The organism is Amycolatopsis marina, assembly GCF_900111885.1.
GTDB classification, from domain to species: Bacteria; Actinomycetota; Actinomycetes; order Mycobacteriales; family Pseudonocardiaceae; genus Amycolatopsis; species Amycolatopsis marina.
Window position 1 is genome coordinate 1 of sequence record NZ_FOKG01000013.1, and the last position, 21,661, is coordinate 21,661.

Consider the following 21,661-nt stretch of genomic DNA (forward strand, 5'->3'; position numbering starts at 1 on the left):
AGGGCCCAGTCGATCCCGCAGCCGGGTTGTTCGGCGGCCATCCGCTCGGCCGCCTTGCGGTAGGCCTGCAACGCCGACCCCGGAATCCCCAACGCACCCACGGACGGTTCGGGCAGCTCGTAGGCCGGCAGGGTCTGCGGCTGCGCGGCGTCGGGCAGGCTGCCGTTCACCGCGACCGGCGTGAGGCCCGTGTCCGTTCCGCCCTGCAACGCGAGTACATCCGAGGTGCCGGGAACCTCACCGATGTTCTGGACGCTCGCGAGGTTGACCCAACTGGCCGCCCCACCGGTCGCCGCCACCGCGGGCAGTACCGCGAGTGTGCCGGCCAGCGCGGCACTGGCGGCCTTGTGCCGCACCGCCGCCTTGCGGACCGCGCCACCGACCGCTCGGGGTCCTCGATAAACCCGCACGCCCCAGCCTCCCCTGACGAACACGTCGAACCTGTCCGGAATTTCCGATCCTCGTCCGGCGGGTGTGAAACCCCCGTATTCGGACCCTCACAGACTCGCATCGCTACCGGCGCACACGAAGATCTCGACAACAAATGACCGGTGAATTGCTCCATCTGGAGCAACGGGACCGACCGGGACGGGATCGTTACCGCGACGTGTCCGGCAGGACAGCCGAACTCGTGTCCGGCTTCCTGTCCGGTTCCGGAGCCGCGCAGTCACCCGAGGGCCATTCCTCGCTGAGCAGCCGCACGGTCTCGTCGCCGAACGGGTTCACCCCAGGGCCCTTCGCCAGGGTGTGTGCCAGGTGGACGTGCAGGCACTTGACCCGCCCCGGCATGCCGCCCGCCGTCACCTCGTGCCCGAGTGACTCGATGGCGTCCCGCTCGGCCAGGTAGGACTCGTGGGCCCGCTGATATGCCGCCGCCAGCTCCGGGTCCTCGGCGAGGCGGTCCGTCATCTCCCGCATCACCCCGGAGGCCTCCAGCTTCCCGACGAGCGAAGCCAGCCGGGGACAGGTCAGGTAGTACAGCGTCGGGAACGGGGTGCCGTTCTCCAGTCGCGGACTGGTCTGCACCACGGAGGGGTGGCCGCTGGGGCAGCGTGCGGCGACCGCCCGCAGCGCCCTCGGCGGCCTGCCGAGCTGCTCCGCGATCACCTCCCGGTCGTGTTCGGTGACCGGTTCGAACTGCTGCGCCTCGCTGTTACCCACCCGGGAAGGTTAGCCGCGTGGGCAGGGCAGGCCTTCCGGGTGGTCCCGGCACAGACGTCGGGTCCACGGCCGCGGGCCTCAACGCGGGGTGGCCTGGATGATCGTGTCGAGCATCGTCCTGGCGGATCGCAACTCGGTGATGGCGGTGGTGATCCGGTCGCGCTCACGGTGCAGGTCCGTCAACAGGTCTGGACATGCCGCAGCCAACCCGTTTCCGGTGTCGACGGTGCACGGCAGCACCTCGGCGATGGTGGTGGTGTTCAGTCCGGCGGCGAGCAAGGTGCGGATTCGGCGCACCCGTTCCACATCGGCGACGCGGTATTCGCGGTATCCGCTCGGTCGCCGAACCGGCCGCAGCAGGCCTTGCTCCTCGTAATAGCGCAACAGCCGTGGGCTGACATCGGTCCGCCGAGCCAGTTCTCCGATACGCACGCCCAGCTCCCTTGACTCTCACATCGATGTGAAGGTTTAGCTTCAGCGTACGGAATTCACACCAGCTGTTCGAGAAGTGAGGGCTCATGAATCGACGCACGAACGCATCGGTGACAGTGATCGGACTGAACCCACGCGGAACGGCGCTGGCTCGCGCCCTCACGGCAGCAGGAACTGCCGTGACGGTGTGGGACGAGGACACCGTCCTGGCCGACACGCTGCCCGCACGCGGAGTCTCCCGCGCCGACTCGCTTCGGACGGCGTTCGCGGCGGCGTCGCTGATCCTGCTGTGCGTCGAGGACTACGACGCTGTCCAACGCGTCCTCGAACGAGCCGAGTCGCACGTCGGCGGCGTCGACGTGCTCAACCTGACCTCGGGGACGAGCGCCGAGGCCGAGCAGGTCGAGGCGTGGCTGGACGCCAGGGGAAGCCACTATCTCGACGCCGCGCTGATGGCCCATCCCGAACACGTCGGCAAGCCGGACACGGTGCTGGTCTACAGCGGCTCGGGCGAGGTGTTCGAACGCCACGAGACCCTGCTCGCGCACCTCGGCGGCGCTACCTACCTCGGGAAGTCCGTCGGCACCGCGGCCCTGTACGACGTCGCGATGCTCGGTCTCGCCTGGGCCACGCTGATCGGCTTCCTGCAGACCGCAGCCCTGCTCGGCACCGCGCAGGTCCCGGCCGCCACGGTGGCGCCGTTGCTGACCCGCTGGCTGTCCACCACGGTCAGCGACGTCATCGCTGACTACGCACGGCAGGTCGACGAACAGCACTACCCGGGCGACGAGGAATGGCTCGAACTCGACGCGCCGCTCATGGACCACCTCATCGAAGCCGGACGAACCCGTGGCCTCGACAACGCTCTGCCCGAACTCATCAAGTCGCTGACCGACCGGGGAATCGACGCGGGCCACGGCAGGAACAGCTTCGCCAGCCTGGTGGAGGTCCTCCGCGGCGCGCCGACCGGCTAACGGCCTGCCGTGCCTTCCCACAGGCGTTGGTACCACGCGCCGTCCACCTCGGGCTCCTGATCGGGTGCCGGCTGCGCTGCCTTCGGCTTGTCCTCGGGCAGCTGCACCATGTACGGCGTCTCGCCGGGCATGACGTAGCGGAGCCTGCGCCGCGCTTCCGCCTCGATCTGGGCCGGATCCTCCAGCTGCGCCTTGCGGCGCTCCCAGTCGGCGACCTCCGCCTCGAGCTCCGCCTGACGCTGCTCCTGCACGGTCATGTCGGAACGCTGGGTCAGGTACGTGCGCAGCGGCACGGCGACGGTGAAGGCCAGCGCGCACACCACGATGGCAGCCACCGCGGCCCGCCTCGTGTTGGAGAGGCCGAGCACCTTTGCCGCACCGGAGGCCCGGGTCGCACTCAGGCCCCTCCTGAGCCGGGCCCTCCTGCCGTCGCGCCTGGTGCGATCACGCTGGGTCCGTTCGCGCTCAGGACGGCGTGGGGACGAGCTCTGCGCCCGTCCCCCGGCGCGCCTGCTCCGCGGCCTGCCCCGCTCCGCCACCGAGGATCAGCTCTCCGGCGTGAATCTCGGGAAGGCGAGGTCTCCCGCATACCGAGCCGCGTCACCGAGTGTCTCCTCGATCCGCAGCAGCTGGTTGTACTTCGCGACCCGCTCACCACGAGCCGGCGCGCCGGTCTTGATCTGGCCGACGCCGGTCGCGACGGCCAGGTCGGCGATCGTCGTGTCCTCGGTCTCGCCGGAGCGGTGGCTCATCATGCTCTTGTAGCCGTAGGAGGTGGCCAGCGAGACCGCGTCCAGCGTCTCCGAAAGGGTGCCGATCTGGTTGACCTTCACCAGCAGCGCGTTGGCCGCGCGGCGGGTGATGCCCTCCTCGAGCCGGTCCGGGTTGGTGACGAACAGGTCGTCGCCGACGAGCTGCACGCGCTCGCCGAGCTCGGCGGTCATCCGCACCCAGCCGTCCCAGTCGTCCTCGCCGAGCGGGTCCTCGATGGAGACCAGCGGGTAGGCGTCGACCAGTTCGGTGTAGTAGCCGATGAGCTGCTCGGCACTGCGCTTGCTGCCCTCGAACGTATAGGCGCCGTCGGAGAAGAACTCCGTCGCGGCGACGTCGAGCGCGAGCGCCACGTCCCGGCCGGGGACGTACCCGGCCTTCTCGATGGCGGTGACGATGATGTCGAGCGCCTCGCGGTTGTTCGCCAGGCTCGGCGCGAAGCCGCCCTCGTCGCCAAGCCCCGTGGAGAGGCCGCGGCCCTTCAGCACCGACTTCAGCGAGTGGTAGACCTCGGTGCCCCAGCGCAGTGCCTCACGGAAGGACTCCGCGCCGATCGGCGCGATCATGAACTCCTGGATGTCCACATCGGTGTCGGCGTGCGCGCCGCCGTTGAGGATGTTGAGCATCGGCACGGGAAGCACGTGCGCGTTCGGCCCGCCGAGGTAGCGGAACAGCTCCAGCTCACAGGAGTCGGCCGCCGCCTTGGCCACGGCCAGCGAAACGCCGAGGATGGCGTTGGCGCCCAGCCGCGACTTGTCCGGCGTGCCGTCGAGGTCGACCAGCTTCTGGTCCACGATCCGCTGGTCGACGGCGTCCACACCGACCAGGTCCGGGCCGATCTCGTCGAGCACGGCGGCCACCGCGCGTTCGACACCCTTGCCGAGGTAACGGCCACTGTCCCCGTCACGCAGTTCGACGGCCTCGTACACCCCGGTCGACGCCCCGGAGGGCACGGCAGCGCGTGCGAGCGTCCCGTCGTCGAGAGCCACCTCCACCTCGACGGTCGGATTGCCCCGCGAGTCCAGAATCTCGCGGGCGCCTACCTGCTCGATGACAGCCACGCCTTGCTCCTCACCCGGTTGTGCCAAGCCAGTTCAGATCCCAGCGTAGCGGCCAGCGCTGATCACCCGTTGGAGGCACGCAGGTCAGTCGTGACGTTCCCAACAGGTGATCGGAGCAGGAGTGACCGAGGTCACCGGCCTCAGTCGGGCCGCACTTCCTGCCAGCCGGTCGGGAGATCGACCGTGTCGGAGATCCACTGCCAGAAGGCCCAGTTGTTCCCACCGCAGTCCTGCACGGTGAACAGCCGCGCGCCGTACGGCTGATCCTGGGGCTGGGACACCTCGGCGTGCTCGCCGAGTGCCGCACACACCCGCTCGTACTGGGCGTCGACATCGTCCACGTAGATGACATTGAGCTGGCCGACCGGACCGTCGACGCCCTTGGCGTCCCAGTAGTCCGAGCCCACGCCCGTCAGCTGTATCTCCGCGGTGCCCGCGAGGAGCGTCGCCTGGAAGATCGCGCCTGCCGAGTCCACGTACCGCACCTTCTCGGTGAAGCCGAAAACGCGGGTGAGCCATTCGACGGCGGCGTTGGCATCGGCGTAGTACAGATACGGCGCCAGTCCGAGATAGCGGGGCGCCGAATCGATGTTCTCGGGGTCCGTCATGGCGGACAAGTTCATCACACCTGTCTTTCGCAGTGGTAGCTGACCCGCGGATATCACGCGCAACTATTGCCGAATTCCATCGGCCGGGCATGATCAAAGTATTCGCCGGGGCCCCGGTCGTCGGGCAGTCCGGTGAATTCCGACTCGCTGTACGCCGGTGCCAGCAGGCCACGGCGGGTCGGCTCGCACGCCATGGAGTAGACCCCGATCTGCCCGCCGCCGAAGGCGATCCCCCGATCCCGCTCGTACCAGCGCGAACCGGTACGGACGTCGTAGTCGACATCGGCACGGACCATCGCCACCGCGTCGAGCGGCGACCTAAGTCGCGTCTGCGCACCGGGATCGAACGCATAGGCGAACACGTAGTTCGTGCGGATCGTCAACGCGCCGTCCGCCCCTTCCTCTGCCCACATCCTGCCGCTCACCTTCGGCTCGGCGGGCAACAACCGGAAGGCGGGGTCGATGCGGGTGGCCAGGGTGCCCGGCCCGTTGTCGCCCTCGCCCGAGAACTCCGCCCGGCGCGCCTCCCGCTCGGCGGGCGCCAGCATGGACAGGTACGGCTCCACGTCACCGCCCTCGATGACCGAACGCTCCAGTCGCGAAATCACCAGCAGGTCGCGCACATCGGCCAGCGCCGCGGCAACCTCCGCCGCGGTGTGGTCACCGACCGCGGCTGGCTCCGGCGGCACTATCCCGGCCGCTCCGTCCGGCCAGTCCTGCGCCGGAGTGCCCGCGAAGGGACGTTCCGGATCCAGCTCCCACGTCACGGGAAGACCAGCAGCGGCATCCGGCGAATGCTTCGTTTCGTCGGGCCGCGCGAGGTAAAACCCGCCCGCCACGACGGCGAGCAGGACCCCTGCCAGCAGAATCGACCGTCCGGCAGGGAACCGCCGCCGCGGGCCGCGGAGTTGTCCCAACTGAAGCCCTCCCAGTTTCGTTTCGCTTGGTGATCGGCATTGCTGTCAAGGGTGTTAGCGACTCGCGGGAGGCGGTAACGTCGAGCGGACCATGGTTGAGCAGGAACCAGCACCGCAGGAGCCCGGGGAAGATCCGCTCCGGGCGTTCCGGCAGGCGGAGAATCTGGTTCGCACACGACCACTCGACGCGTTGAAGGCGCTGGAGCCCGTGCTCGACGCCGAGCCGGACAAACCGAGCGTGCAACTACTCGCGGGACGCGCCTACTTCCATTCAGCCCAACTGCGGCGCGCGGAGCGTGCACTGTCCCGCGTGGTCGAACTCGACCCGGCCGACCACTACGCGCGGTTCGTTCTCGGCAGGACTCTGCAACGCCTCGGTCGCCTCGTCGAGGCGCTCGGCCAGTTGCGGATGGCCTCGGCGATGCATTCGGCGCCGGAGTACCAGGACGCCATCGGCGAAGTGAGCGCTCGGCTCACCCTCGACAATCCGTGACCAGACACCAGGTTTGCTATATCGGCAACAAATGTTGCCAATAGTGCCCTGGGTGGCGGACTGTGGTCCGCGGAGGTGGTCGAGATGACCGAGACATACGACGTGGTGATCGTGGGCGGTGGAGCGGCGGGGCTCAGCGCGGCGCTGGTACTGACCAGGGCGAGACGAAGGGTCGTGGTCGTGGACGCGGGAAATCCCCGCAACGCCCCAGCCGCGCACCTGCACGGGTACCTGTCCCGTGACGGCCTGGACCCGCGCGAGTTGCTGCGCGTCGGCAGGGCGGAGATCGAGGGCTACGGCGGCGAGTTCGTCGAGGACGTCGTCACCCGGATCCGGCATGACCGGTCGGTGGAGCTGGCGGGCGGTTCCGTCCTCGCGGCTCGGCGGGTGCTGGTGACGACCGGGCTCACCGACGAGCTGCCGGAGATCCCCGGAGTCCGCGAGTTGTGGGGTTCCGACGTCCTGCACTGCCCGTACTGCCACGGGTGGGAGGTGCGCGATCAGCCGATCGGGGTGCTCGGCGGCTCCCCTCTGACCATGCATCAGGCGCAGCTCATCCGGCAGTGGAGCAAGGACGTCACACTGTTTCCGCACACGATGGACCTGACCGACGACGACCTCGCCAACCTGCGAACACGCGGTGTCGACGTGGTTCCCGGCAAGGTCGAGCGGCTGCTCACCGAAGGCCATCGCCTCCGCGGTGTCCGCATGGCTGACGGCACCGAGGTACCGAGAAGTGCCGTGTTCGTCGGCCCCAGGTTCGTCCCCAAGGACGCGTTGCTGGGCACCCTCGGCTGCGAGCGGGACGAGAACGGGCAGGTCCGGGTCGACCGATTCGGTCGCACGAGTGTGTCCTGGGTATGGGCCGCGGGCAACGCTGTCGACTTGTCGGCACAGCTGGTCAGCGCGGCGGGGGACGGATCTCGGGCCGCGATGTCGATCAACGCCGAACTGGTGCACGAGGGCGTCTACACCGCGGCGTGACGCCGCTATCCGGTGGTCGCCTCGGCGTAGGCCGCGGCGCCGCTGAAGACGTCCTGGCCGTACTCCACGGACTGGTTGTACGCGAGCACCGCGTCCCACCAGCCTCGTGGAGTGCTCAGGTCGGCCCCGCCGGAGCAGAGGAAAGTGGCGGCGGACAGCGCGGCGTCGTCGATGTTGTGCGGATCCGCCGGGGCGCCGTCCCTGCCCGCCCTGGTGCCCCATTTCGCCCAGGTGGCAGGGAGGAACTGCATCGGCCCGACCGCACGGTCCCACTCGGTGTCGCGGTCCAGCTTGCCGCCGTCGGAGTCCGGGATCGCCCGCACTCCTGCCGAGCCATCGAGGGGCACGCCGATGATGGGTTTGGTGGTCGTCCCGTCGTCTTCGACATCCGCGCCGCCGAGACTGCCGTGCCGCGACTCGACCCTGCCGATCCCGGCGAGCGTGCCCCAGGACAGCCTGCAGTCGGGCGCGGCCGAGCGCATCCACATCTCGGCCCTGCCGTAGGCAACGAGCACGCGGGCGGGAATCTCGGTGGCCTCCGCGACCTCGTCGGCCCAGCTGTCGAGTTCGGCCTGGTCGGAGGCGTTGAGCCGATCCTCGGGTGCGGCACGCGCGCGCTGGGGCACCTCGGCCCGTGGCTGCGGCCTGCGCTCCTGCACGACGACGTCACTGCCGTCGCCGGCCGGGTCGTCGTAGCGGTGGATCCCGATGGTCAGGATGAGCACGAGGCCGGTCGCGACCAGGCCTAGTGCGAGCAGGATCCGGCCGACGTACCGGCGCGGCGGCTGCCACGGTTCGCCGGGCTCTCCTGCGGGACCGGAACCTGATGGAGTGGGATCGACCACCCGTTCAGGTTACGTGGGCCAGTACCGGCGCCAGCCATCCGCGTCCAGGGCCGCGGGCTCGACACCGTCGGCGCGCGCCGCGCGCTCGGCAACTCGCACCCGTCGGGCGAACTCCTTGGCCACGGACCGCAACCCGCCCTCGGGGTCGATCCCGGCTCTGCGCGCGGCGGCGGCCAGACGGAAGATCCTGGTGGCCTCGTCGGTGGCGGCGGGCATCAGGTCGAACGGCACCCCGGCGCGTCCGGTGCGGTGACCAAGCTTGCCGGCGAGCGCCACCGCGGGCTGACCGAGCGCGACACCGTCCACAACAGACTCACGGCGTTTCTCGGTCTGCTTGAGTTCCTCCCAGCGGACCTGCTGGTGCTCGGCGGTGTCCACCCGCTCCCCGTCCGCGAAGACGTGCGGGTGCCTGCCGACCAGTTTGGCGACCAGGTCGTCCGCGACGTCGTCGATACCGAAGGGGTCCCCTTCGTGCTCCGCGGCGACCCGCGCGTGGAAGAGCACCTGGAGCAGCACGTCACCGAGTTCCTCGCGCAGCGCGGGCCGGTCGCCCTCCTCGATCGCGTCGAGCAACTCGTAGGTCTCCTCCACGAGGTACTGGCGCAGTGAGTCGTGCGTCTGCACCGCGTCCCACGGGCATCCGCCCGGCGACCGCAGGCGGTCCATCACCTCGACGGCACGCACGATCGGCGGCACCGGCGCGGCGACAACGGCCGCACCTGCCGCGATCAGCGCGGCGGCGCCGGCCTCGTCGACACTGGCCGCGATAAGGACGACGCCGGGAAGACCGACGAGTTCGGCAGGACTCGGCGCCGGTTTGGCGTCCAGCTCGGTTCTCGTCGACTCGGGCAGATCCGCGGCGGCGAAGACCGACTCGGCCGTCCGCAGCACGGGCCACGCGCCTGCCGGGAGCACCCCTGGCAACGTGGCCGAGACGAGCACCACGGTGGGGGGCGAAACGGTCATGGCTGCACGGTACGCGGCTGCAACTGGTAGCCGGTCAACTCGTCCTCGCTGGCGGCCACGGTCATCGCGGTCTGGTCCCAGACGCCGTACCGCGGGTTGATGCGCACGCCGAGTTCGTCGGCCAGCGGCTGCAACATCCGCAAGCCGACCTGGTAAAGCATCTGCGGGTCGGACTGCGCGGCGGCGTCCGAACCGGAGCCGGCGGCGCCGGAAACCGTCCGCTCCCGCACCAGCGCGACCAGCCAACCGGTCTGTTCCCTGCTGGGCTGGATGACCAGCACATCGCCTTCGTCAGCGCCGAACACGGCGCTCACGGCGAGTTCCGGACTGGCCTGCAACGCCTCCGCGAGGCTGAACCGCTCGTCCAGCACCTGGTGGCCACCCGACTGGATGATGGACGCGGCGTTGCCGGGATCGGCGGAGATCCGGCGGCCGAGATCGAGCGCCGCGTCCTCCGCGGTGGCGCCGGGGCTCTCGCTGCTGATCGTGGTGCCGATCAGGCTGACGGAGAGGCGGTCGACGTACTTCTGGCCGAGCTGCTGCAGCAACAGCTGGTCCCCCGCGACGTCGTCAAGCCGTTCCGGTTCCACCCGGACGGCTCGTGCGGCGGCCTCGCGACCACCGCTGGAGTTGATCAGCTCCGCGATCTGCTGATCATCGGCCCGCAGGCCGTCGCGCTCCGCCGCGACGGTGAGCAACTGGTGCACGACCCGGCTCTGCACGATCTTGCGCGACTCGATGTCGAACTTGCGCTGCTGCTTCGCCTGCTGCGCCTCCGGCACGTTGTCCAGCAGCCACTGGATCTCCTGCTGCACATCGTCGAGGGCGATGGAGCGATCGCCGACGATCGCGGCGGAGGTGGCCTGACTGGGCCCCGACCCGCAACCGGCGAGCACAAGAGCGGTGGCAACAGCGGTAAGCAGCACCCGAGGGCGGCCGATGATCCTCGTCACAAGCCTTACCCTCTCACAGCCCCACAGGGCAATCGCAAGACCGGGTAGTCACCGTTCGGCTCGTCGCACTTTCCCGGGAAAGTGCGACGGGGTCGGCACGGCCGTACTCGAGTGCCAGGCGGGCAAGCCAGTCCCTGGAGTCGGCCTGTTCGTGCATTACTCGCGGCCCGCCCACCACGCCGCGCAGCGCGTGTTCATGGACGAACACCCGGAAGCGGGGTGGCAAGCGGCGACGCAGGACTCGCTGGCGTTGCAGGCGGGCGCGCACGAGCAACTCGAAGCGGTCCTCGCGTACTCGCCCGCCCCACCGCAGCAGTTCCCGAACATAGGTCTCCGATTGCAGCAGTCAGTGCGGCCACCGCCCCTGCGCTGTCCCGCATTCACTACATCGGATGCTGGTTTGCCACGGGGGCAAGGCGGACAATGTCAGCCGATCCGCAGCCCCATGGAGGTGGCGAGCACGAGCGCCTGCTCCGGGTCGATCAGCGCGCCGGTGAGTTCCGCGTGATACGGATCGAGCGCCTCGATGTTGCTGCCTCGCAGATCTGCCTTGGTGAACTTCGCGCTGTGTAGCTGCGCACCGGACAGGTCCACGGTGGCGAACGCCGCCTCGGCGCAGTTCGCCCCCGTCAGGTCGGCCTCCCGCATCCGCACCCCGTGGAAGCCGCACCGGCGCAGGTCGGCCCCCGGCAGTCCGACGAACGACCAGTCCCCTCCGGTGACCCGCATCGGCCGCAGCTCCGACTCCTGGAACCGGCTGCCCACCAGTTTGCAGCCCTCGAACTCGGTGTCGAAGAAATTGCACCGGGTGAAATCGCAGCTCGTGAACGCGGTGTCGAAGTGCCTGGATGCGTTGAACCAGGCGTTGCCGAAGGAGCACTCGTTGAAGACCACACCCCGCGTCGTGGCCTCGGTGAAGTCGACCTCACTGAACGTGCAGCGCTGATAGCTGCGGCCGGACCACTCCTCGCCGTACCAGTCGTCCCGGGTGAAACTTTCGTCCTCGATCAGCTCGGTCACCCCGGGAGGCTAGCCCCCGGAACTGCCAAGTCAGCCGCCGGAACTGCGAACTCGAGCTCCGGAACTGCCAAGTCAGGCGGGAGTGGGGGCTGGTTGGCGGGTGAGGGCCTGGAGGAGTTGGGTGCACCAGGCTAGGAGGGCCTCGTCGCGCAGGGGTGGGGCGCCTATTCGACCGCCTGCTGCGCCTTCCGTGGGCTTGGGCACCGAGACGGTGTTGGTGACCGCCTTGTAGACCGCCTTGGGGTACAGCCGCTTGAGCTTGACCAGCTGCGAGTCGGCCAGCGGCAAGGGCGCGAACCGGATGGTGTTGCCCTGCGCCGTCACCTCGGTCACCCCGGCCGCCCTGCAGGCGTGCCGGAAGTTCGCCACCGCCAGCAGCCTGCGCACCGAGGCCGGTGGCTGACCGTAGCGGTCGATCAGCTCGTCCAGCACCGCATCGAGGCCATCGGCGTCCGGCGCGGCCGCGATCTTGCGGTAGGCCTCCAGCCGCAACCGCTCGCCGGGCACGTAGTCGTGCGGAATGTGCGCATCGATCGGCAGGTCCACCCGCACCTCGGCAGGAGCCTCTTCCTCCTCACCGGTGCCCGCGCCCGCATGCTTGCGGAAGGCGTCGACGGCCTCCCCGACCAGCCGGACGTACAGATCGAAGCCGACACCGGCGATGTGCCCCGACTGCTCCGCACCGAGGATGTTGCCCGCGCCGCGGATCTCGAGGTCCTTCATCGCGACCGCCATGCCGGAGCCGAGTTCGGTGTTCTGCGCGATCGTGGCGAGCCGGTCGTGCGCGGTCTCGGTGAGCGGGGCCTCGGGCGGGTAGAGGAAGTACGCGTATCCGCGCTCCCTGCCACGCCCGACGCGGCCGCGCAGCTGGTGCAGCTGCGCCAGCCCGAGCATGTCGCCTCGCTCCACGATCAGCGTGTTCGCGTTGGAGATGTCCAGTCCGGTCTCCACGATCGTCGTGCACACCAGCACGTCGTACTCGCGCTCCCAGAACCCCTCGATGATCTGCTCGAGCTTGTGCTCGTTCATCTGCCCGTGCGCGGTGACGATCCGCGCGTCCGGGACCAGCTCGCGTAACCGTTTCGCGGCCTTCTCGATCGACGAAACCCGGTTGTGCACGTAGAAGACCTGACCGTCGCGCAGCAGCTCACGCCGGATCGCCGCACCCACCTGCTTGTCGTCATAGGCACCGACGTAGGTCAGGATCGGGTGCCGGTCCTCCGGTGGGGTCAGGATCGTGGACATCTCGCGAATGCCGGCGAGACTCATCTCCAGGGTCCTCGGGATGGGTGTCGCCGACATGGTGAGCACATCGACGTGCGTCCGCAACGCCTTGATGTGCTCCTTGTGCTCGACGCCGAACCGCTGTTCCTCGTCCACGATGATCAGTCCGAGGTCCTTGTACCGGACGCCCGTCTGCAGCAGGCGGTGCGTACCGATCACGATGTCGACCTCGCCGCTCGAGAGCCCTTCCATCGTCTGCTCGGCCTCGTGCGGATCGGTGAACCGCGACATCCCCTTGATCTTCACCGGGAACGCGCGCATCCGCTCGATGAAGGTGCTCAGATGCTGCTGCGCGAGCAGCGTCGTCGGGACCAGCACCACGACCTGCTTGCCGTCCTGCACGGCCTTGAACGCTGCCCGCACAGCGATCTCGGTCTTGCCGTAGCCGACATCGCCGCAGATGACCCGGTCCATCGGAACGCTGCGTTCCATATCGGACTTGACCTCGTCGATCGCGGCCAGCTGGTCACCGGTCTCGACGAACGGGAAGGCGTCCTCCAGCTCTGCCTGCCAGGGCGAGTCCGGCCCGAAAGCGTGGCCGGGAGCGGCCTGCCGCGCGGCGTAGAGCTGTACCAGCTCCGCCGCGATCTCCTTGACCGCCTTGCGCGCCTTTGCCTTGGTGTTCTTCCAGTCCGACCCACCGAGCCGGTTCAGGGTCGGCAGCTCACCACCGACGTAGCGAGAGACCTCGTCGAGCTGGTCGGTCGGGACGAACAACCGGTCACCGGGGTGGCCGCGTTTGGACGAGGCGTACTCCAGCAGCAGGTACTCGCGCGTGGCACCGCCGACGGTGCGCTGCACCATCTCCACGAACCGGCCGATGCCGTGCTGGTTGTGCACCACGTAGTCGCCGGACTTGAGCGCGACCGGATCCACTCCGCCGCGCCGCCGGGACGGCATCTTCGTGTTGAGGTCCCTTGTGGACTGCCCAGCCGAGGCGCCGCGTCCGGTCAGATCGGACTCGCTCAGGACCACCAGCGCGAGTTCCGGCGCCGTGAAACCGTCGGTGAGCCCGCCGCAGGTCACGGTGACCATTCCGCTGCGTGGTGGCTCGGTGATGCCATCGGCGGACAGCGTCGTCGGCACCTCGGCCGCGCTGAGCTGTTCCACGGCACGCGTTGCGGTACCCGCGGCCGGCATCACCAGCACCGCGGCGCCGCCCGCCGCCGCGTGCGCCCGCAGATCCGTGGTCGCACGCTCGAACTCACCGCGGTACCCGGGAACGCCGTCGATGGAAACCCGGTAGACGTCGCCCTCACTGGTCAGCTGGGACAGCGTCCACCACGACCTGCCGGTGTCGCGGGCGTGCCGCCCGATCTCCTCGAGGTCACGGTAGGCCGAGGCGCCGAGGTCGATCGGCGCCCTGCCGCCTGCCGCCGCGACCGACCACGAAGCCTCGAGGAACTCCTGCCCGGTGCGCACGAGGTCGTGCGCCCTGGCCCGGATCTTCTCCGGATCTGCCAGCAGGACGTGGGTGCCCTCCGGCATCGCGTCGGTGAGCAGCTCCAGCTCGCCCTCGCAGAGCACCGGGATCAGGGCTTCCATGCCCTCGCAGGGAATGCCGTCGGCGAGCTTGGTGAGCATCTCCGCCAGCGCCGCGTCGGAGGCATGGGTCTCCGCCAGTTCCCTCGCCCGCTCCTTGACCTGGCCGGTGAGCAGCAGCTCGCGACAGGGTGGCGCGATCACCTCCTGGATCTCCCCCGGCAACGACCGCTGGTCGGCGACCGCGAACGCGCGGATCTCGCTGACCTCGTCGCCCCAGAACTCGATTCGGCACGGGTGCTCGGCAGTGGGGCCGAAGACGTCGAGGATGCCGCCGCGAACGGCGAACTCGCCGCGCTTCTCCACCATGTCCACACGCGAGTAGGCCAGCTCGACCAGGCGCTCCAGTACGCCCTCGAACTGCTGTTCCTCACCGACCCGCAGCTCGATCGGCGCGAGCGAGCCGAGGCCGGGCGCCATCGGTTGGATCAGGCTGCGGACCGTGGACACGACCACGCGCAGGCCGCCGTGGTGCGGTTGGGTGAGCCGGTGCAGCACCTCCATCCGTCTGCCGACGGTGTCGGCGCGCGGGGAGAGCCGCTCGTGTGGCAGCGTCTCCCAGGAAGGGAAGTCCACTACCGCGTCGGCCCCCAGCAGGCTGACCAGGGCAGCGGTCAGCTCGTCGGCCTCCCTGCCGGTCGCGGTGACCGCGAGCACCGGGCGGTCGGCACCCCCTGCGCTCTCCGGCGCGGCCAGTGCGGCCGCGACGAGCTGGCGGGTGGCCGTGGCCCCCTCGAGCTCCAGGTGAGGTGCGCCGACGCGCTCCACGACACCGCGCAGCGCGGGATCGGGCAACACCGCGGACAACAGTCCGGACAGGCAAGCAGGGCTGGTCATGGTCACCAAGGGTTCCCCTTACACACGGACATACCCCTTCCCTGGACCAGCGGGGTAAGGGGTCTGACCCCAGGGTACGTGCGCACCCGAACGTCGTGTCCGCAGGTCTCATACGGCGATCAGACGCGGATGAGGGAATGCTGGCCCCATGCGTGCACGAAAAGCCGGAATCGCGACGCTTCTCCCCCTTGCCGCACTCGGGGTCTCCTGCGGCAGTGCCCAGCCGCAGGATCTGCCCGGCCCCGCGCCCGCGACGAGCAGCGTGGCGACGGCGCTGAAGGTGGAGGAGGTGGCGGGCGGTCTCGAACACGGATGGGACGCCGGGTTCCTGCCCAGCGGCGAGGTACTCGTCCCGCAACGCCCCGGCCGGATCGCGCTGGTCTCCGGGACCACGCCCGGCTCAGCCGTCACGGAGGTCCAGGCGGACCTCGCCGACGTGTACGCGCGGGGCGAGGGCGGTCTGATGGGGCTCGTGGTGCATCCCGACTTCGCCGAGACCCGCCGGTTCACCACCTGCCAGACCCACCAGGAGAACGGCCAGCCGGTGGACGTGCGGCTGGTGACCTGGACACTGTCGCAGGACGGGAGCAGCGCGGAGCGCGGCGCCGACCTGTTGACCGGCCTGCCGCTCAACTCCAGCGGACGGCACTCGGGCTGCCGCCCCGCGATCGGCCCGCAAGGGGAGCTGCTCGTCGGCACCGGCGACTCCGCCGCGGCGCCGGTGCCGCAGGACCGGAGCAGCCTCGGCGGCAAGGTGCTGCGGATCGATCTGGAGACGGGCGCGGCACTGCCGGACAACCCGTTCGCCGACTCACAGGACCCCGCCGAACAGCGCGTCTACAGCTACGGTCACCGCAATATCCAGGGAATGGCCGTACGACCGGGGAACGGTCAGATCTTCGCCGCCGAGCACGGCCCGTCCGTGGACGACGAGGTCAACGTGATCCGGCCCGGCGGCAACTACGGCTGGGACCCCTCCCGTGGTGGCACCGAGGAGTCCTATGACGAGAGCGTCCCGATGACCGACACCGAACGGTTCCCGGACGCCGTTCGTCCAGTGTGGACATCCGGGAGCATCACCGAGGCGATCTGTGGCGCCGCCTTCGTCTCCGGTGGGCAGTGGGGCGGCCTGGACGGTGCGCTCGCCGTCGTGGCGCTGAAGGGGCAGAAGATGCTGCTGCTCACGCTGGACGAGTCCGGCGAGGTGACCGAGGTGACGCTACCACCCGAACTGGAGGACTACGGCAGGTTGCGCTCCGTACGCAGCGGCCCCGACGGCGCGCTCTACGTCACCACGTCCAACGGCGGCGACGACAAGCTGCTGCGCGTAACCCCCACTCCCTGACCCACCGGCTCCCGCACTTTCCCGGGAAAGTGTCGGAGGCGGGGTCGCACTTTCCCGGGAAAGTGCGGGACGGGATGTCATCGGTCTGTAAGACGTCGGGGGGCATTTGGGACGTGGGAATGCGTCAGGATGGGCGCACCAGCTCACAGGAGGTCATCGATGGTCGGGGTTCGTTCCTTCGGCAGCGCGTTCAGCGGGATCGCGCTCGCCGCGGCAGTGGTCATGACGCTCGCCGGGTGCGGGGGTGAACCGGCCACCACGGACGATCCTGCCGCGAGCGCTCCCGGCACCACCGCCGTCACGACCCCGGCCGGATCCGCCGAACCCGCGGAGCCGAGCGAGCAGCCCGCCACCGTGGCGGAGGAGCTGAACTTCACCGCAACCACTCTCGACGGTGAGCCGTTCTCCGGGGCGAGCCTGGCCGGCAAGCCCGCGGTCCTCTGGTTCTGGGCGCCGTGGTGCCCGAACTGCCGCGCGGAGGCCCCCTCGGTCGCGAAGGCGGCCGACGCCAACTCCGTCACGTTCGTCGGCGTCGCCGCCCAGGACGGTCCCGACGCCATGCGCGATTTCGTGGACCAGTACGGCGTCGGCAACTTCCAGCACCTCGAGGACGAGAACGCCGACATCTGGCGGCGTTTCGGCATCACCTACCAGCCCGCGTACGCCTTCGTCAGTGCGGACGGCACGGTGGATGTCGTCAAGGACCGTCTGTCCGAAGAAGACCTGAACTCCCGCGTCGAGCAGCTCGGCTCCTGACGCGATGGACGTCGAGACACTCGGCTTCGCGCTCGCCGCTGGCATGGTGGCCAGCGTGAACCCGTGCGGGTTCGCGATGCTGCCCGCCTACCTGACCCTCGTCGTGACCGGCACGACGGAGACCACCGGCACGTCGAAGGCCACGGCCGTCGGCAGGGCGCTCGTCGCGACGGCCGTCATGGCCACCGGCTTTCTGGTCGTGTTCGGCGCTTTCGGGCTCGTCGTGGCCCCACTGGCCAGTTCCGTGCAGGAGTACCTGCCCGCGGTGACCGTGGTGATCGGCGTGGCGATGCTCGCGCTGGGCGCGTGGATGCTGGCGGGCAGGGAGATCACCCTGCTACTACCGAAACCGTCGAAGGGCGCGCCGACCGGCAGGCTCGGCTCGATGTTCGGTTACGGCTTCGCCTACGCCATCGCGTCCCTGTCCTGCACCGTCGGCCCGTTCCTTGCGGTCACCAGCACGACCTTCCGCGGCGGTTCACCACTGGAGGGAGTCGTCGCATACCTGGCGTACGGCGCGGGCATGGCACTGGTGGTCGGGGTGCTGGCCGTCGCCGTGGCGCTGGCCGGAAGTGCCGCCACGCGGAGCACGCGCCGGATCCTGCCCTACGTCAACCGCATCGGCGGTGCGCTGCTGGTGCTCGCGGGGCTCTACGTCGGCTACTACGGCGCCTACGAACTGCGTCTGTTCCACGGTGGTGGCTCCGCCGACGACCCGGTCGTGAACGCCGCGGGCGAGATCCAGTCCGTGCTCGCGGCGTGGGTGGACGGCATCGGGGCCGTCCCGTTGCTGATCGCGCTGGCTGCCCTCGTGCTGCTGGGCTTGGGAATCAACAGGCGGCGCAGCCGGAAACGCAAGGCGGAGCGCGTCAGCTGAGCTGCAGCTTCGGCTTGTGCTCCAGGTGGGAAAGGCCGTTCCACGCCAGGTTCACCAAATGCGCGGCGACCTCGTCCCGCTTGGGCTTGCGCGCGTCCAGCCACCACTGACCGGTGAGCGCGACCATCCCGACCAGCGCCTGCGCGTACAGCGCGGAGAGCTTGTCGTCGTAGCCGCGGGCGGTGAACTGCTGGCCGAGGATGTGCTCGACCTGGCTGGCGATGTCGTTGAGCACCGTCGAGAAGGTGCCCCCGGCACTGGCGACCGGCGAATCCCTCACCAGGATCCGGAAACCGTCGTGCGACTCCTCGACATAGCTCAGCAGCGCGGTCGCCGCCTGCTCCAGCATCACCTTCGGGTGCCCACCGTGCAAAGTGGACACCATCTGGTCGAGCAGCAGCTGCGTCTCCCGGTCGACGACTACGGCGTAGATGCCCTCCTTGCCACCGAAGTGCTCGTACACCACGGGCTTGGACACGTTGGCGCGGTGCGCGATCTCCTCGACCGAGGTGCCGTCGAATCCCTTTTCCGCGAAAAGTGCGCGGGCAACGTTGAGCAGTTGCTGCCTGCGCTCGGTCCCGGTCATCCGCACACGGGTCACCGGGGCGCCTGGTCGCACCCCGGTGATCGCCGCATCACGCTTAGCCCGCCGTCTCGCCGCCACACGCTCGAGGGTAAACCCCGTGCGTCAACTCGACGTGGTTGACGTCGAAAGACGCGCCAACCGCTGCGGTGTCGGCCAACGGACGTTGTGGGCCCAGCCGACCTTCTCGAACAACCAGATGACCCGTGCCGAAATGTCGATCTGCCCGCGCTGCACACCGTGGCGCGCCGAGGTGGGATCTGCATGGTGCAGGTTGTGCCAGGACTCCCCGAAGGACAGGATCGCCAGCGGCCAGAAGTTCGCCGACTTGTCCCTCGCGGTGAACGGGCGCTCGCCGAGCATGTGGCAGATCGAGTTCACCGACCACGTCACGTGGTGCAGCACGCACACGCGGACGAATCCGGCCCAGAAGATCCCGGTCACCACTCCCCAGAACGACCAGCTGATCAGCCCGCCGAGAATACCGGGCAGCACCAGGCTGAGCACGGTCCACAGCACGAAGAGGCTGTCCACCTTCTTGATGTCGGGGTCCCGCAGCAGATCAGGCGCGAACCGCTCGGCGTTCGTGCTGTCCCGCTCGAAGAGCCAGCCCATGTGCGCGTGCCAGAAGCCCTTGGCGATCGCCACCGGGCCCGTGCCGAACGCCCACGGCGAGTGCGGGTCGCCGTCGCGGTCGGAGAACGCGTGGTGCCTGCGGTGGTCGGCCACCCAGGTGATCACCGGCCCCTGTACCGCTGTACTGCCCGCGATCGCCATGGCAATGCGGAGCCAGCGCTTGGCCTTGAACGACCCGTGGGTGAAGTACCGGTGGTACGACACCGTGATCCCGAGGCCGGAGATGGCATAGAAGATGACGAACAGCCCGACGTCGACCCAGGTCAGCCCCCAGCCCCAGGCAAACGGAACTGCCACGACAAGGGCGATCAGTGGAGCGAGGACACCGAAGTACACCGTCGCCTGAACGGTGTTCGAGCGCTGACCGTCGATTACTGGTTTCGGTCCCGATGCGGCCGGCGGCTCGCCGGATCCGGCGGAGCGGTCGAGGGTTGCCGTCATTCAGTCACTTCTTCCCACGCGTGACCCGACAAAGGGTCGCCTTACCTACGATGCCGTAGGTTACGGTACAGGAGGTTTCCCATCTCAGACCAGACCGAAGCGGGCCTTCTTGGCGGGGAGCTTCGTCACCCGCGCACGTGCACTCGATTCCGGCGGAATCATCGCAGGTCAGCGAGCCGAGGGCGGCGATCGGCAGATCCCCGAACAGGGCCCGTATGAGTGTGACTATCCTGACCAGGCACGATCCGCCGTAGTGTAATTGGCAGCACTTCAGATTTTGGTTCTGACAGTTCAGGTTCGAATCCTGGCGGCGGAGCGGGTCCTTCGGAGACGGGTTGACGAGGGGGTGAAGGCGGCTGCACGACGAGGCTCGCGAGCCACGTGACGCATCCGGCCCGGCGTTGGGCGACATGTCCGATGCCTGGCTGCTCGGTCGTGCCCGCGAACTCAACGCCATCGTGCAGCGCAGCGACCGCACCGAGCAGCTGAAGATCATCGGTACGGTGGACGAGCTGCTGGAGGAGACCCAGCGGCGCGGCGAGCCGATTCTTATCGCGCAACTGCTGCGTGCGGCGTCACTGGCCCGGCTGGTCACCCGCGGGATCGCGCTGGAGGCCGAACCCCTGCTCGACGAGCTGCTCGCGCACACGCGCAGGCATGGCCTCGCGCTCCTGCGTGCGGACGCCCACGCGATTCGCGGCAGACTCCTCGTGCTCTCCGTGCAGGAGGACGCGGCGCTGACCGAGATCGCCAGAGCGCTGGCCATTCTCGACGACTCGCCCACTCCGGACGTGCAACTTGGCAGGCGGGCATGGGATCGTTTGCTCTCCTCCGCCCTGATCGACTGCTGGATCGTGCTCAACCAGCTCGGGGTCTACGAAGCCGCCGAAGAGGTGATCGCCAGGGCGCACCAGGCGGTCCGGGACAGCGCGGGCCCGCACGAGATCACGCTGCAGCTGATCAACCGGGTCAAGATGCTGCTCGGCTGGGGGCTACGGCTCGAACGCGTCGGGCGCGACGAGGAAGCCGGCGAGAAGTTCCGCACCGCCGCCTCGATGGCGATCGCCGTCGAGGCCCCGTTCGCCGAATCGCTGTTCCCGCGGCAGTCCGGGGTTCCGGCCGTCGATCAGGTCGGCGTGCTCGCCGCTTCTCTCGCGCTGGCCGCACCGAGCTCAGCGCATATCGACCGGTTGAGCAAGCTCAACGCCGAGCAGGGCTGGCCGCACGAGCACGTCATCGTCACCATCGCACTGGCCCGCTGCCTCGACGGTGACGGGCGCAGGGACGAGGCGATGCGCCTGCTGATCGACGCGCAGCACCTGCAGGCCGAGGACAACTCACAGCCGTCGATGCGGCTGAACCTGTTCCGCGAGATCGCCCGGCTCGGCAGTGCGGGTGCCATCGACACCACCGCCGGGACGGCCGCCCTCGACGGCACCGGCGAGATCGACAGCCCGACCGACAACAGGCCCGCGGCGCTGCTCGCCGCCTACTCGGCCGCGCTGGAAGCCGAACTCTGGTCGTTGCGGGAGTCGCAGATCGCCACCCTGAACACCCGCCGCGAACACGAACGGCTCTCGGCGGAGCACGGCGCGATCACCCAACAGGCGCTGCAGGACCCGCTGACCGGCCTGCCCAACCGCAGGGCACTGGACGACCGGCTGCGGACGCTGGCCGGTTCGGTCAACGCGCAACCTCTCGCGGTCGCGCTGGTCGACCTCGACGGCTTCAAGGACGTCAACGACCGGCATTCCCATGCCGAGGGCGACGACGTGCTCAGGGTCGTGGCCAGCACGCTGCGCGACGCCCTGCGCGGTGACGATCTGGTGGCGAGGTACGGCGGCGACGAGTTCATCGCACTGCTGCCGGGGGCGCCGGTGTCCGCCGCGAAACAGGCGCTCGGCCGCGCGGTCACCGCGGTCGCCTCCCTGCCGCACCACCTTTCGCACGGCGTGACCCTGTCGGTCGGCCTGGTCTCGCTGCGTCCGCAGGAACGTGCGGAACAGGTGCTCTCCCGCGCCGACGCGGCGATGTACCAGGCGAAACGGCGTGGCGGAAACCAGATCGCGTCCGCCACGGCCGCGGTGGGCGACCCGATGGGCGGCTGGTCCGAGGACATCACTCCAACCGACCCCACGTGGGACCTCGAGGAACACACGTAGGATCCTGGCCCGG

General features: G+C 69.2%; 21 protein-coding genes, 1 tRNA gene and 1 pseudogene. 8 read left to right on the forward strand and 15 right to left on the reverse strand.

The window, feature by feature from the left end; all coding sequences use genetic code 11:
* The 3 genes and pseudogenes from BM199_RS20635 to BM199_RS20645 form a co-directional block, all read right to left on the reverse strand.
* Positions 1–410: pseudogene (locus BM199_RS20635) on the reverse strand (lytic transglycosylase domain-containing protein); the annotation flags it as partial.
* Positions 411–597: 187 nt separating this feature from the next.
* Positions 598–1,161, reverse strand: a complete 564-nt coding sequence (locus BM199_RS20640; RefSeq protein WP_091674940.1) for a DUF501 domain-containing protein — start codon at positions 1,159–1,161, stop codon at positions 598–600.
* A gap of 78 nt (positions 1,162–1,239) precedes the next feature.
* Positions 1,240–1,593 (reverse strand): MerR family transcriptional regulator, encoded by a 354-nt coding sequence (locus tag BM199_RS20645; RefSeq protein WP_091674941.1) that lies wholly within the window; start codon positions 1,591–1,593, stop codon positions 1,240–1,242.
* Between the two features lie 86 nt (positions 1,594–1,679).
* On the opposite strand from BM199_RS20645, the gene BM199_RS20650 reads away from it, so the two are divergent.
* Positions 1,680–2,567, forward strand: coding sequence for an NAD(P)-dependent oxidoreductase (locus BM199_RS20650; protein WP_091674942.1), 888 nt, complete (start codon positions 1,680–1,682; stop codon positions 2,565–2,567).
* Here BM199_RS20650 and BM199_RS35215 read toward each other — a convergent pair.
* The 4 genes from BM199_RS35215 to BM199_RS20670 all read right to left on the reverse strand — a co-directional run bounded on the left by BM199_RS35215 (position 2,564) and on the right by BM199_RS20670 (position 5,924).
* Positions 2,564–2,902, reverse strand: coding sequence for an FtsB family cell division protein (locus BM199_RS35215; protein ID WP_425425559.1), 339 nt, complete (start codon positions 2,900–2,902; stop codon positions 2,564–2,566). The two genes, BM199_RS20650 and BM199_RS35215, sit on opposite strands and share 4 nt — an antisense overlap.
* A gap of 210 nt (positions 2,903–3,112) precedes the next feature.
* Complete coding sequence (gene eno / locus BM199_RS20660; RefSeq protein WP_091674944.1) at positions 3,113–4,399, reverse strand: phosphopyruvate hydratase; 1,287 nt, start codon at positions 4,397–4,399, stop codon at positions 3,113–3,115.
* Between the two features lie 140 nt (positions 4,400–4,539).
* On the reverse strand, positions 4,540–5,007 hold the full coding sequence (locus BM199_RS20665; protein WP_245788487.1) for a VOC family protein: 468 nt from the start codon (positions 5,005–5,007) through the stop codon (positions 4,540–4,542).
* Positions 5,008–5,060: 53 nt separating this feature from the next.
* Positions 5,061–5,924 carry a hypothetical protein gene (locus BM199_RS20670; RefSeq protein WP_091674946.1) on the reverse strand — a complete coding sequence of 288 codons (864 nt, stop codon included), beginning with the start codon at positions 5,922–5,924 and terminating at the stop codon, positions 5,061–5,063.
* A 91-nt stretch (positions 5,925–6,015) separates the two neighbouring features.
* Between BM199_RS20670 and BM199_RS20675 the strand changes: the two genes are divergently transcribed.
* Together BM199_RS20675 and BM199_RS20680 are read left to right on the forward strand one after the other, a co-directional pair.
* Positions 6,016–6,417, forward strand: a complete 402-nt coding sequence (locus BM199_RS20675; RefSeq protein WP_091674947.1) for a tetratricopeptide repeat protein — start codon at positions 6,016–6,018, stop codon at positions 6,415–6,417.
* Positions 6,418–6,501: 84 nt separating this feature from the next.
* The gene (locus BM199_RS20680) at positions 6,502–7,401 is read left to right on the forward strand and encodes an NAD(P)/FAD-dependent oxidoreductase (protein ID WP_091675114.1); all 900 of its coding nucleotides are present in this window, start codon (positions 6,502–6,504) and stop codon (positions 7,399–7,401) included.
* A gap of 5 nt (positions 7,402–7,406) precedes the next feature.
* Here the strand turns inward: BM199_RS20680 and BM199_RS20685 are convergent, their stop codons facing one another.
* The 6 genes from BM199_RS20685 to mfd form a co-directional block, all read right to left on the reverse strand.
* Entirely contained in the window at positions 7,407–8,246 is an 840-nt protein-coding gene (locus BM199_RS20685; protein WP_425425560.1) for a lysozyme family protein, read from the reverse strand.
* 9 nt (positions 8,247–8,255) lie between these two features.
* Positions 8,256–9,212: a nucleoside triphosphate pyrophosphohydrolase gene (locus tag BM199_RS20690; RefSeq protein ID WP_091674948.1), complete on the reverse strand. Its 957-nt coding sequence runs from the start codon at positions 9,210–9,212 to the stop codon at positions 8,256–8,258.
* Positions 9,209–10,165 (reverse strand): SurA N-terminal domain-containing protein, encoded by a 957-nt coding sequence (locus tag BM199_RS20695; RefSeq protein ID WP_091674949.1) that lies wholly within the window; start codon positions 10,163–10,165, stop codon positions 9,209–9,211. The genes BM199_RS20690 and BM199_RS20695 overlap by 4 nt, the downstream gene beginning before the upstream one ends.
* A 13-nt stretch (positions 10,166–10,178) precedes the next feature.
* Entirely contained in the window at positions 10,179–10,511 is a 333-nt protein-coding gene (locus tag BM199_RS34605) for a Scr1 family TA system antitoxin-like transcriptional regulator (RefSeq protein WP_342741723.1), read from the reverse strand.
* An 80-nt stretch (positions 10,512–10,591) separates the two neighbouring features.
* Positions 10,592–11,185 (reverse strand): pentapeptide repeat-containing protein, encoded by a 594-nt coding sequence (locus tag BM199_RS20700; protein ID WP_091674950.1) that lies wholly within the window; start codon positions 11,183–11,185, stop codon positions 10,592–10,594.
* 72 nt (positions 11,186–11,257) lie between these two features.
* Positions 11,258–14,848 (reverse strand): transcription-repair coupling factor, encoded by a 3,591-nt coding sequence (gene mfd / locus BM199_RS20705; RefSeq protein ID WP_245788488.1) that lies wholly within the window; start codon positions 14,846–14,848, stop codon positions 11,258–11,260.
* A 148-nt stretch (positions 14,849–14,996) separates the two neighbouring features.
* Here mfd and BM199_RS20710 point away from each other — a divergent pair, with 148 nt between their 5' ends.
* From BM199_RS20710 to BM199_RS20720, 3 genes are all read left to right on the forward strand, one after another.
* Positions 14,997–16,193, forward strand: coding sequence for a PQQ-dependent sugar dehydrogenase (locus BM199_RS20710; RefSeq protein ID WP_091674951.1), 1,197 nt, complete (start codon positions 14,997–14,999; stop codon positions 16,191–16,193).
* 159 nt (positions 16,194–16,352) lie between these two features.
* On the forward strand, positions 16,353–16,949 hold the full coding sequence (locus BM199_RS20715) for a protein disulfide oxidoreductase (protein ID WP_177242713.1): 597 nt from the start codon (positions 16,353–16,355) through the stop codon (positions 16,947–16,949).
* A gap of 4 nt (positions 16,950–16,953) precedes the next feature.
* Positions 16,954–17,826, forward strand: a complete 873-nt coding sequence (locus BM199_RS20720) for a cytochrome c biogenesis CcdA family protein (RefSeq protein WP_091674952.1) — start codon at positions 16,954–16,956, stop codon at positions 17,824–17,826.
* On the opposite strand, the gene BM199_RS20725 is transcribed toward BM199_RS20720, so the two are convergent.
* Positions 17,819–18,412 carry a TetR/AcrR family transcriptional regulator gene (locus BM199_RS20725; protein ID WP_177242728.1) on the reverse strand — a complete coding sequence of 198 codons (594 nt, stop codon included), beginning with the start codon at positions 18,410–18,412 and terminating at the stop codon, positions 17,819–17,821. The genes BM199_RS20720 and BM199_RS20725 overlap by 8 nt on opposite strands.
* A gap of 102 nt (positions 18,413–18,514) precedes the next feature.
* On the reverse strand, positions 18,515–19,486 hold the full coding sequence (locus tag BM199_RS20730) for an acyl-CoA desaturase (RefSeq protein ID WP_091674954.1): 972 nt from the start codon (positions 19,484–19,486) through the stop codon (positions 18,515–18,517).
* Between the two features lie 244 nt (positions 19,487–19,730).
* Here BM199_RS20730 and BM199_RS20735 point away from each other — a divergent pair.
* Together BM199_RS20735 and BM199_RS20740 are read left to right on the forward strand one after the other, a co-directional pair.
* Positions 19,731–19,802: transfer RNA gene (locus tag BM199_RS20735), tRNA-Gln, on the forward strand.
* A 94-nt stretch (positions 19,803–19,896) separates the two neighbouring features.
* Complete coding sequence (locus BM199_RS20740) at positions 19,897–21,648, forward strand: GGDEF domain-containing protein (protein WP_091674955.1); 1,752 nt, start codon at positions 19,897–19,899, stop codon at positions 21,646–21,648.
* Positions 21,649–21,661: the final 13 nt, after the last annotated feature.